This is a genomic window from Pseudoalteromonas sp. 20-MNA-CIBAN-0454 (genome assembly GCF_040308685.1).
GTDB lineage: Bacteria > Pseudomonadota > Gammaproteobacteria > Enterobacterales > Alteromonadaceae > Pseudoalteromonas > Pseudoalteromonas nigrifaciens.
Genome location: NZ_JBEOOB010000016.1, coordinates 25,387 through 37,350, shown reverse-complemented (window position 1 = coordinate 37,350; position 11,964 = coordinate 25,387). Strand labels below are relative to the sequence as shown.

Here is an 11,964-nt window from a genome sequence, read left to right as displayed (position 1 = left end):
AACTAAATGTATTGGAGAATATTTGGAATGTCTTTTGCTGTGAATACCATAATTGCCGACGACCACCCGTTGTTTAGAAGTGCATTACGCCAAGCAGCCGCAACCTGCGTTCCTGAAGAACATATACAAGAAACCAGCGACATAGACGGACTGTTTGCCTTACTCAAAATACACCCAGAAATAGAACTTATATTTTTAGATTTAACCATTCCCGGTGCTAATGGCCTACAAGCGCTATCGCAACTACGTAATCATTACCCCGACATTTTAGTAATTATGGTTTCTGCCAACGAAACTCCCAGCATTATAAAACAAGCTATGAGCTTAGGTGCCGCAGGTTATATTCCTAAATCATCATCGCTCGATATAATAGGCGAAGCTATTGGCCATGTACTCAATGGCGACACTTGGCTGCCCGCAGATATTGATTTAACCGACGTAGTTGTTAATGACGAGCAAAGCAGCTTTGCCCTAAATCTCGAAAAGCTTACCCCGCAACAATACCGCGTACTTGCCATGATTGCCGACGGTTTACTGAATAAGCAAATAGCTTTTGAAATGTCGATTCAAGAAACCACTATTAAGCAGCATGTTTCTGCTATTTTACGCAAACTCAACGTTTATAACCGCACCCAAGCTGGCATTTTATTTAACCAGCTATCGCAAGTCGGTAAGTTAGAAGTAAACTAGCCCACAAACACTACACGTTAACTTACTTGGTTAGTCGCTTAATCATACGCTTTAATGCCGGTGCTTTTAGCGGTTTATACAATAGCGGATAACCTGCATCAAGCACTTGCTCACGTATGCTTTCATCATGATTTGCTGTATTTACAATTACCGGCAAGTTAGTAAGCAGCGCCTTATTAAGCACCTCAAGCCCGGTTACACCATCATCGAGCTGATAATCAATAATAAGTAGTTGTGGTAATGCAGCGCTTGCTTTTAATTGCTCAAGCTCAGCTAAATTAGTTGCCGTGGCTATTTCGCAGCCCCAGTTTTGCAGTAGTTGCTTAAGTGCATCAAGCACATTTTTATCGTTATCAAGCAGCCAAATACGCAAGCGACCTAGTTCGGTATCGGGGTTAAGCATTACCCGCTGAGTAGGTTGTACCGCTTTACTTACTGTGCATGCCATGGTGAGCGTAAATTGCGTTCCTTTACCTAGCTCAGAACCCATAACCAAAGGTATTTGCAGTAAGTCGCAAATACGCTTAGTGATCGACAGTCCTAACCCTAGGCCCTCGGCATTGGGCTTTTCGCCCAGCTGTTTAAACTCTTGATAAATACTTTGCTGATCGCTTGCGGCAATCCCCACACCGGTATCTTCAATAACAAACGACACATGGCTGTCATCTTCAAGCAACACTTTTAAGCGTACCTCGCCGCGCTCAGTATAGCGTATGGCATTACTAAGTAAATTACGTAATACCCGCCGCAACAGTGCTTTATCTGTATGTATGCGTACATCGCATTGCTTTACAATAAATTTAAGGCCTTTTTCTGCTGCTAATGCCGAATAATCGTTGCGTAGCGGCTCAATTAAACTACTAACATCAAACTCGCTGGCCTGCACTTTAAATGAGCCAGAATCTAACTTGGTTAATTCTAAAATACTGCTAAGCAGTTCTTCTGCACTGCCTAATGAGTTTTTAATATTGAGTGCTAGCGCTTTTAGCTCAGAGCTTTGTGCTTTTTCGTTCATTAAAGAACAAAACAAGCTGGCGGCATTAAATGGTTGCAATAAGTCATGGCTGGCCGCCGCAAAAAAGCGGGTTTTGCTCACAGTAGCTTGCTCGGCTACTTGTTTTGCCTGCGATAACTCTTGGTTAGCTTGCGTTAATGCTGCGGTACGAGTTGCTACTTTTTCCTCTAGGCTTACATTGGCTAGCGTTAGTGCTTTTTGTTGTTTTACAAACTCGGTAATATCGGTATAAGTAGTTACAAAGCCACCACCGGGCAGTGGGTTGCCTTGCATTTCGAACACTCGGCCATCGCTGTGCGAACGCTGAAACTTATAAGCACTGCCTTGCTTTAAATACGCTAAGCGCTTATCTATTTCAATGGCAATATTACCGCTATTAAATAACCCTCGCAGCGCATTAAAGCGAATAATATCGGCTACTGGGCGGCCAATATATAAAGCATCGTCTGGGTAAGTAAACATACGTTTATAGCCTTTATTCCACGCCACTAAACGCAATTCACTATCTACCACACTTATACCTTGTTGAATGTTTTCAATTGTAGATTGTAAAAGATCGCGGTTAAATTTAAGTACTTGGCTGGCCTCATCTACAAATTCGGCCACTTGCTCTAATGGTTGGCGTTGCTCATTTTTAGCTACGTCTAAAATAAGCCGTGCCGATGCACCGCCTATTACTGCCGACATTTCACGCTCTACCAATAACTCTAACTCGGCTTTAGCCGGGCTTTTCCATTGGCTTTTATCATCTGGAAAATAATGATTAACTAACGATTGGCTGGCCTCTTTTTCAGCAAAACGCTGCAATAAAGCCCCCAGGTCATGATAACTCAACGGATGCAATGTAGTGTCTAGGCGCGAATCATGGGGTTGTGCAATAAATTTATTACTTTGTAATCGCTCAGCAAGAGTGGCTTGGCTAAAAAAGGGCATTAATAAATACACTAAGCAATTTGCACCTAAAGATAGCAATAACGCTTGGCTAATACTCTCCAAACCAAGCGACAATAAATCGGTAGGCGCCAGCCAAGCTATTTGCCATGGCCCTTCTGTTAGCCAACTACTTTGGCTCCCCAGGCCACTGGCCAAGTTTGGTAATAGTAAGGTATAACCCCAAATAACAAAGCCGGTTAAAATACCCAGTTGCGCGCCTCTGCAAGAGGCATGTCGCCACCACAAACCAATTATCATGGCAGGTGCAAACTGCGCCACTAAAGTAAACGACATTAAGCCCACTGTGGCTAAAGTGCTGGTTTCTCCAAGTACTCGGTGAGTAAAGTAACTAAGTAGTAAAATGAGTACAATAACAATTTTGCGCGCATGTAATAAGTTGTTTTTATCTAACCCACGGCTACTTGAGGTAAGCTGCGAGCGACGTAAAATAAACTGATTAATAAAATCATTAGTGATCATTACCGATAATACAATCGACGATACAATCACCATGCTGGTTGCTGCCGAAAACCCACCTAAAAATGCCAATAACGTTACCAGGGTATTGTTTGCCGCCATAGGCAATGCTAATACAAAAGAATCGTGGCCAATATCATTGCCATTAAAGTAAACCAAGCCGGCGTAAGCTATAGGTAAAATAAATAAATTAATTAGTAGCAAATAAAGTGGAAATATCCACCGCGCTTTGGCCAGTTCATTGTCGTTATTGTTTTCAATAAAGCTCATATGAAACTGACGCGGCAAACATAACGTAGCTAAAAGCCCTAGTAAGGTGTGCGCAACATATACATAAACAGGGCTTTGCGTAGCGGTAACTTGGGTGGGTAGTTTAAGCTCATAGGCTTTTTCGTATAAGGCGACTGGGTTATCAAATAGTGCAAAGCAAACATATAAACCCACTGTAATAAATGCCAGTAACTTTACCACCGACTCAAACGCAATACTGGCGATAAGCCCTGGGTTATGCTCGCTTGGGCGTAACCGCCTAGCACCAAATAAAATAGCAAATAAAGCTAAAAGCAAGGTGATATAAAAAGTACTGTCGGCCCACACTGCATTACTTTGCGTGGGTGCTCGGTCGGTAAGCAAGTTAATACTTTGCGCCGTAGCACTAAGCTGCAAAGAAATATACGGCACAATTGCAATCACCGAAATAAGCGACACCAAACCCGACAAACTCGATGATTGTCCATACCGAGTGGCTATAAAGTCGGCCATTGAGGTAAGTTTTTGTTGCCGACAAATATGCGCAATGCGGCAATATAGCTGCCAACCAAAAATAAATAATATAATAGTGCCCGCATAAGTAGGGGCGAGCCACCAGCCATTACTTGCAGCCTGTGCGGTAGTGCCAAAAAAAGCCCACGAGGTACAATAAACCCCTAACGACAAACCATAAGTTAAGCCTTTAAAAGGTAAAACCTTACGCTTATCGGCCCACCCTGCAACAGCAAACAATATGCCTAAATACACCACGGCAATTAAGCTAATCGACCAAATAGAAAACATAGTTTTATTCTTTTAATTATTTTTATAATTATTTAACTAGCATATGTGTTTTTGCAGAAAAAAGCAGCACCCACTTTAGTGCTAACAATTCAAAACATACTCGATAAAAATAAATAAGAACTATTTGCATTTGAGTGTTGACACACACCTAAATCTAATTGATAATCACTATCAACAAGAAGGAAGTACATCCTAACTTGTTACGAAATAAACTGATTTGTTTCTCGACCCTGGAACAACGTGTAGCGCACGTTAACTGCTATGGTTACTTGTAAATTCAACACAACGCCCCTTGATGTTGATAACGAGTAACCGCCCTACTATTTTACTTGCTACATTGCTCATATCGGTGACGGTAGATATGAAACTAAAAAAGCCCTTACGGGCTTTTTTTATGTCTGTAATTTAGCTATTAAATTACTTTCAGTTATCTAAATTCAGGTTAATTATTAACGACGATTTTTACGCGCTCGCGCTCGGCGTTGTAACTTTTCGTCTTCTTTGGCTTGCTTTTTAGCCGCCGCAGCCGCACGTAAACCAGCAACCATTATCTCTTCCTCCTCACGCATTTGTGGGGTTTCCATAGTAATGCGGCCAATAATGCCATCGCGTAGTTCGTTAATTAAAATTTCCGACATTTTGTAAGTGTCTATTTGGTTACCACCACGAATACAACCACGCTTTTTACCCGCTAATTCAACAAACTCCCAGTCACTCTCTGGTAGTTCATCTATTTTGTAGCGTGTTTTTAGTAGCTCAGGGTACGCCTTTATTAAATACTCAGCTGTGTAGCTCGCCACTTCTTCATACTCAAGTGCTGTATCGCGTATTGCGCCAGTTGCGCCTAAGCGGTAACCCGAGTTTTCATTTTCAACTTTTGGCCATAGCATACCCGGCGTATCGTAAAGCATAATGCCGTCTTCAAGCTTAATACGTTGCTGCGCTTTAGTTACCGCAGGTTCGTTACCTGTTTTAGCAACTATACGCCCAGCTAACACATTAATTAACGTAGATTTCCCCACGTTAGGAATACCCATAATCATGGCTTTAATTTGCTTATCGGCACCCACCTTGTGAGGCACTAACTTTTTACACAGCTCATTAATACGGTGTACTTCAGCCGCTTTATCATTACCAAAAGCAATTGCTTTTACGCCGTTTTCTTGCTCAAAGTAATCTTTCCATATTTGAGTCATTTTTGGATCGGCTAAATCGGCTTTATTCAAAATTTTAATTACCGGTTTACCTTCACGCAGCGTCGCCACCATAGGGTTTTCGCTACTATAAGGAATGCGCGCATCAAGCACCTCAATAATCACATCCATTTGCGGCATTATTTCTTTAATTTCGTTGCGGGCTTTATTCATGTGCCCAGGGAACCACTGTATTCCTGCTCTACTCATTTGATTTATATGACCTTTAATTAAAGACCGCAGCCTATGGGTACTAATGTGGGTACTAAAAGTAAAACTATGCTTTTGTACTTTTCGTAATGAGAGTAAGTTTACTACACAATGGTACTTTAATTCTTCTTAAAATAAATTAGGCACGGAATATGACATTATTCCCTATAAATAAGAAAGGCGCCTAGTGGCGCCTTTCTTATTTATAGGATTTATTGGTTTGGTATCTGGACATATATTTCATCATCCTTGCGTATATCTACTGTAATATACACATCCACTCCATTATTCATAACAGCAGTACCTTTATAGAAGCCACTTTTAACTTCTTCATCTAGCGTTACAGCTATACATTCGCTTGATTTTTGGTAAAACTGCTCTTGATAGATTTCGGTCACTAACTGACAGGCTTGCTCTTCTATTGCGTTATCATTAATCATTTCTGTTATAAATGTTGAAAATATAAATGCAATAACCCAAGCGAAAAATGCTTTCTTGTCTTGTTTGTTGAGCTTAACTCTCTGCCAAATATATATTGGCACAACTAGAACCATCCAATGTGCAGGGGCGATTCGGTCAGTCTTTTTTAATTCTTTTTCATCGAGAATAGAGAAACCAACATTGAGACCTAAATAAATGAAAAAGCTATACATTAACGGTATAGATAAGGCCAACTCAATTACTAGGCCTAAAATAGGAACTACACATAATGCCCACAAAAAGCGATCTGGGTGCTCTTGAATAAATTTAAACGGGGATTCTTTAGGGTCAATCGCTTTAGGTTCTACTGTATTTGATTCTACTACTGAATTATTTTCTTCGTTCATTTTAAGTCCATTAATTTTAAGTTTGGAGTATTAACAACTTATACATCCATGTTTGTAGAATTTCAGTTTACCAAAATAGGATAGGATTACTAGATTTTATTATGAAAACAATGCTTTATACTTATTTAATTGTGATCGGCTTTTATAAAAACAAGCAGGTAGATGCGATAGGTAAACGTTTTAATCACAATTATATTAACGAGGATTACCTGAAGCAAAAATACGGCATAAAAAGGAAACCCCAAGCTTCCCTTTAGATTCGTTTTAAGCTGTTTGTGCTTTTAAATTTAGCCAGTCTTCTTGTTTGAGCTTGTTCCAAGCAGCAAGGATATGGGTGGGCTTCATTTGCGACTTTCTAGCATTCCAGCTATGTACTGTATTAATAAGCTCTTCATCAGTAATGTTATTGCCCTCTAGCTCATTCGTTGCAACCCAATGCACAGTTGAAAGTAACTCCATACCGTTTTGCGACTCAAAACCTTCTATTAGCCTGGCGACTTTATCAAATCGTTGCTTTGTTTCAGGGCATGCTTGCAAATAGTTAATTGCTTCGATAGCCGCATCATCTTTAAGCTCAATTGGCGTATCTGGCTTGTTTATGCCATCTGCATAGCCGGTAATAAAGTGGCCTTCCATTTTATCTAACACATGGCGAAGTACATCAGCATTAGGACCATAATGATGCTTTTGAAATACCACTTTATTTAAAGGCTCACCCGCCGCTGTTAAAAAATAAACCAGCTTTTGCACTTCTAGTAGCGATAAGCGATAACCAAACCCTGTAGAGGTATAACGTTCTATCAAACCTAAAACGGCAGCTCTACCGAGTGTCATATCGGGTCTTTTAGTTTTATTAGGCATCGCCTGGGCAGTTGGTGCATTTTGTGGTGGATATACATGCCACTCAACGTCTGGCAATTCATTTAAAGAACGCTGTATTAGTGAATCGACAGCATTCCAATCTAAGCCACCTAAGCCACTTCCCAGTGCTGGTAAAGCAACTGATTTAAGACCTAATCGTTTTACCTCAGCTTTTAAGCTGTTAAGCCCTTGCTCTATATATTCAAGCTTAGAACTACCTTTCCAATGCGCTTTAGTGGGGAAGTTAATAATATAAAATGGTGCATTAATAGAGTTAAGCTCAACTGTTAACACCTCACCTGTTATTAGCTCTTTATCATCACAGGCTTTTTTGTATATCTTAAAGTTATCAGGAAAGGCCTTTTTAAACTGCAAAGCAAGCCCTTTACCCATTACCCCTACAGTGTTAACTGTATTGATAATAGCATCAGCTTGATCATGTAATATATTGCCTGTTTGATAAGTAATCATCTTAACCTCAGTAGTACCACTGCGGCCTAACTACGACCTCAGGTTTATGTTGTGCAATCCTGTAAACATTTCCGCTACACCCCTAGAGCTGCCCACCCACACCTTTAAACTTCTCAACAAAAGCGGCGATTTTCTGAAAAACTGTTTGCTTCTGGGTTCGGTACTGTGGATTCAATGGGCTAAGCTTTGGTAGCGCTTCATTAAGTGCAGTGCCATTTTCAGAGGCATACTCTCGCTTAAGTGATGAGGCAATGTAGCGTTTGGCAGCTTCTTCATTTAGCTTTTCAGAGGCGATAATGGTATCGGCTTCGCGCTTCTGCTCCGCCTGAGCAAACTTGAAGAAGGCGTCGATGATGCTGGCTTTGTCATTGATCTCATCAAGGTTTGTCTGGTTAATAAAATCAACTACTAAGCTCTCTTTAGCTCTATTTCCAAGGCTACCGCGAATCATACGGCGGACTTCTTCAATCAAGCCACCTTTGCTCTTGTTCTTCTTATTGTGGTCAAAAATCAGTTCTAGAATGTAGTCGAGGTTGATTTCTTGAGATTTAAGCAAATCAATTTCAAATACCACATCGTCCCAGTCTACCGTTGACTTATCTTTGTCCTGGCCTTCTTTATCGCGTCGTAACCAGTCACGGGTATCGTTGTAAGTAGAACGATAATCTTGGATAGAACGCTCGCTAGGCATATCGATGGTTTGCATTGCCTCGATATCAGCATCGTCCAGATAGTACTTTGACTTAAACTCTTCAACTGCTTGTTCATCATTGGTATCTAGGCTTTGCAGCGCTTTTAAACCAGCAAACTCATCGTAGTTTTGTAAAATATTTTCTGCTTTTAGGTATTCACCAAACAGCTTTGCAAATTCTTTTTTATCTTGTTCTTTTTCAATGTTTTCTGGGTTTGGAAAGCGTTCTTGCAGCTCTTTTACGATATCAACAAAACCTCGACGCGCTTGTTTGTTAACAATATCGTAGAAGCCTTCCATGTATTCTTTGTAGCTCTTCTCCAACACCACATTTTTGGTGTTTTTGTCACCAAACAAGGTGATGGCATCAATGGTTGCCTGTTCCAAGTCCCGAAAGGTAACAATATTGCCAAAGGTCTTAGTCGCATCATAAATGCGGTTAGTGCGAGAAAACGCCTGCATCAAGCCGTGATAGCGCAAATTCTTATCAACAAACAAAGTGTTGAGCGTAGGCGCATCAAAGCCCGTTAAAAACATACCCACCACGATGAGCAAGTCTATTTCCTGGTTCTTAACTCGTTGGGCAAGGTCGCGGTAATAGTTCTGAAAGCCATTACTGTCCACGCCATAGTTGGATTTAAACATGGCGTTATAATCAGTGATCGCGGCGCTCAAAAACTCTTTCGCACTGCTGTTTAGGCTACTTACTTCAAAGCTCTCATCTAAAATATCACCAATGGCGTCCTGCTCTTCATTAGCAGCAAATGAGAAGATAGTAGCAATGCGTAAAGGCTTACTTGTGGGTCCATTCTCATCCTGGGCCTGCAATGTTTTAAAGCTTTCATAATACGCTTTAGCCGCATCAACACTACTTACCGCAAACATGGCGTTAAACCCTTTCGCGCCAGAATAGGCTCGATGCGTTTTCTGGTTAAAATGGCTCAGAATATACTGCGAGATTTCACGAATGCGCATCGGATGCAAAAATGCCTGCTTGTTCTCCGCGGCACTGAGCTTCTTATCATCCTGTTCAGTCTCAATACTCTTAAATTGTGGGCGAACATCGTTATAGTCCACTTTAAACTTAAGTACTTTCTCATCACGAATGGCATCAGTGATCACATAAGTGTGCAACTGCTGACCAAACACGTCGCCCGTTGTTTCTGCACCCAAGGCATTTTCAGGAAAAATGGGCGTACCCGTAAAGCCAAACTGGTAGTACTTTTTGAATTTCTTCTTCAGGTTTTTCTGTGCCTCACCGAACTGACTTCGATGGCACTCATCAAAAATAAATACCACTTGCTTGTTGTATATCGCTAAATCGCTCTCATTCTTTATTAAATTGTTGAGCTTTTGAATTGTCGTAACAACGATCTTGTTATCGTCTTTATCTAAGTTGCTTTTAAGCCCTGCGGTACTGTCTGAACCGTTCACACTATCAGGCGAGAATCGCTGATATTCTTTCATGGTTTGAAAATCGAGATCTTTACGGTCAACCACAAAAAAGACCTTATCAATACAGTCTAAATCGGTGGCTAAACGCGCGGCTTTAAAGCTGGTGAGGGTTTTGCCTGAACCTGTGGTATGCCAAATATACCCGCCGCTTTCAGGCTTAGCCCAACTTTTACTGTTAAATGCACTTTTTATCTTCCATAAAATACGTTCGGTGGCCGCAATCTGATAGGGGCGCATCACGAGCAAGGTATTGCTAACATCAAACACCGAGTAATGTAAGAGCACTTCAAGCAACGTCTCTTTCTGGAAAAAAGTAGCCGTGAAATCTTTCAAATCCTTAATCAGTGTATTGTCTGACTTCGCCCAGTTCATCGTAAAGTCGAAGCTGTTTTTGTCTCGCTTAGTGGTATTGGCAAAATAGCGCGTGTCGGTGCCATTGGAGATCACAAAAAGCTGCAAGAACTTGTACAGTGAATTCTCTGCATTAAAACTCTCTTTACTGTACCTATGTATTTGATTAAATGCTTCGCGGATCGCCACACCACGCTTTTTCAGTTCGATTTGCACCAAAGGCAAACCATTGACCAAAATCGTCACATCATAACGGTTTGCATGGCTCCCCGTTTGTTCAAACTGCTTAATCACCTGCACTTTGTTACGCGCAATGGTCTTCTTGTCGAACAGGTAGATGTTTTCTATATGGCCATCATCAAAAACAAAATCGAAGATATAGTCACTGTGCACCTTGCGGGTTTTGTCGAAAATATTGTCGCTGGGTGTGTTCAAGTATTGATCACAAAAGCGAACCCATTCAGCATCGGTAAACTCAACCTTATTCAGGGCTTGTAGTTGTTTGCGCACATTCACCAGCATGGCATTGGGTGTCGTTAGCGCAGGTAAATACTCATAGCCCTGGTTGCTTAGGTCCTGAATCAGCTCACGCTCTAAATCACCTTCGCTCTGAAAGTTTTCATTAACTTGCCAGTCTTTAGTGTATTTATCTAAAACAATAAAATTATTGGATTCTGCCACCGTTTTATAAGTCGTCATTCGTTTACATCCTTTTTCTTACTTCCATGCCCAAGTAGCTTTTTAACTTCGCGGTCAAAGTCAGATTCTATTTTTTGTTGTTTGTTAAATTGCTCATAAGCTTCATGGGCTTTTTGCTCAGCCGCCTTGCGGGTTACATTGCCATAGCCTTCTAATACTTGGTATTCGTTAAATGCCAAAAACTTATTCACACTTTCAGCGAAGGCTTCCATGGTAAAAGTATTACGGCGTTCAATAATACCTTCTATGTAATCAAAAAATGCTGACACAGCGCGTTCGAGCTTTTTAATTTCATCTTCTGCCAGATAGTTTTTCGCGATGGTCGTATCTGATTTAAGTATCCGCCCCTCAGGTGCATTTTTATAAGTTGTCATACCCATTAATGGCTGACTGGCATCGGCTTTAAGTGCAATAATTTCAGCCGCAGTATGGCCGGTAATAGCAAAGTGAAACTTGTCTTGCACGTGGGCGTAAAACAAACGCGTAGTTTCTGATTTAGGATCGTAATCAATACTGCATTCAGCAAAAATATCGGTGATTTGCTGATAAATACGTCGCTCACTGGTGCGAATAGAGCGCACTCGTTCCAGCAACTCTTTAAAATAATCTTTACCAAAAAAACGGCCATTTTTAAGGCGTTCATCATCCATGGCAAAGCCTTTGATGATGTAGTCTTTAATCAGCTGTGTTGCCCAAATCCTAAACTGTGTAGCTTGAGTTGAGTTAACCCGATAGCCAACGGAAATAACGGCATCTAGGTTGTAGTATTTCACCGCTTTGGTTTGGGTCTTGTCAGCTATCGCGCCATGTGCAGTGGTATGTTCCAAAATGGAACATACCAGTTGCTCTTGTAATTCACCGCTTTCAAAAATATTTTTTAAATGTTTGGTAATCGCCGGTCGCTGCACGCCAAACAGCTCTGCAATACGTTCTTGCGTCAACCAAATGGTTTCACCACTAAGTAGCACTTCCACTTTAACTTCGCCACTAGGTGCTGTGTAGAGTAAAAATTCAGAGGTTTGGTCTTGTATGGTCAAA

At 41.0% G+C, this 11,964-nt stretch carries 7 protein-coding genes; 1 reads left to right on the top strand and 6 read right to left on the bottom strand.

Annotated elements, in window-relative coordinates; all coding sequences use genetic code 11:
* Window positions 1-27: 27 nt before the first annotated feature.
* Entirely contained in the window at window positions 28-690 is a 663-nt protein-coding gene (locus AAEZ22_RS09610) for a response regulator transcription factor (protein WP_011329573.1), read from the top strand.
* Window positions 691-712: 22 nt separating this feature from the next.
* On the opposite strand, the gene AAEZ22_RS09605 is transcribed toward AAEZ22_RS09610, so the two are convergent.
* The 6 genes from AAEZ22_RS09605 to AAEZ22_RS09580 all read right to left on the bottom strand — a co-directional run bounded on the left by AAEZ22_RS09605 (window position 713) and on the right by AAEZ22_RS09580 (window position 11,963).
* Window positions 713-4,168 (bottom strand): PAS domain-containing hybrid sensor histidine kinase/response regulator, encoded by a 3,456-nt coding sequence (locus AAEZ22_RS09605; RefSeq protein ID WP_011329574.1) that lies wholly within the window; start codon window positions 4,166-4,168, stop codon window positions 713-715.
* A 449-nt stretch (window positions 4,169-4,617) separates the two neighbouring features.
* A complete protein-coding gene (ylqF, locus tag AAEZ22_RS09600) occupies window positions 4,618-5,571 on the bottom strand; it encodes a ribosome biogenesis GTPase YlqF (protein WP_011329575.1) in 954 nt (317 codons plus the stop codon).
* 212 nt (window positions 5,572-5,783) lie between these two features.
* Window positions 5,784-6,398, bottom strand: coding sequence for a hypothetical protein (locus AAEZ22_RS09595; RefSeq protein WP_197182248.1), 615 nt, complete (start codon window positions 6,396-6,398; stop codon window positions 5,784-5,786).
* Window positions 6,399-6,662: 264 nt separating this feature from the next.
* The gene (darG, locus tag AAEZ22_RS09590; protein ID WP_197182247.1) at window positions 6,663-7,730 is read right to left on the bottom strand and encodes a type II toxin-antitoxin system antitoxin DNA ADP-ribosyl glycohydrolase DarG; all 1,068 of its coding nucleotides are present in this window, start codon (window positions 7,728-7,730) and stop codon (window positions 6,663-6,665) included.
* 82 nt (window positions 7,731-7,812) lie between these two features.
* Window positions 7,813-10,926, bottom strand: coding sequence for an HsdR family type I site-specific deoxyribonuclease (locus AAEZ22_RS09585; protein ID WP_197182246.1), 3,114 nt, complete (start codon window positions 10,924-10,926; stop codon window positions 7,813-7,815).
* Window positions 10,923-11,963, bottom strand: coding sequence for a virulence RhuM family protein (locus tag AAEZ22_RS09580; protein ID WP_231617961.1), 1,041 nt, complete (start codon window positions 11,961-11,963; stop codon window positions 10,923-10,925). Before AAEZ22_RS09580 ends, AAEZ22_RS09585 begins: the two co-directional genes overlap by 4 nt.
* Between the last annotated feature and the right edge of the window lies 1 nt (window position 11,964).

Bases quoted from the DNA above. Each gene is read 5' to 3' on its own strand.
- AAEZ22_RS09595 (WP_197182248.1), bottom strand. From the start codon at position 6,398: ATGAACGAAGAAAATAATTCAGTAGTAGAATCAAATACAGTAGAACCT.
- AAEZ22_RS09610 (WP_011329573.1), top strand. From the start codon at position 28: ATGTCTTTTGCTGTGAATACCATAATTGCCGACGACCACCCGTTGTTT.
- AAEZ22_RS09605 (WP_011329574.1), bottom strand. From the start codon at position 4,168: ATGTTTTCTATTTGGTCGATTAGCTTAATTGCCGTGGTGTATTTAGGC.
- ylqF (WP_011329575.1), bottom strand. From the start codon at position 5,571: ATGAGTAGAGCAGGAATACAGTGGTTCCCTGGGCACATGAATAAAGCC.
- AAEZ22_RS09585 (WP_197182246.1), bottom strand. From the start codon at position 10,926: ATGACGACTTATAAAACGGTGGCAGAATCCAATAATTTTATTGTTTTA.
- darG (WP_197182247.1), bottom strand. From the start codon at position 7,730: ATGATTACTTATCAAACAGGCAATATATTACATGATCAAGCTGATGCT.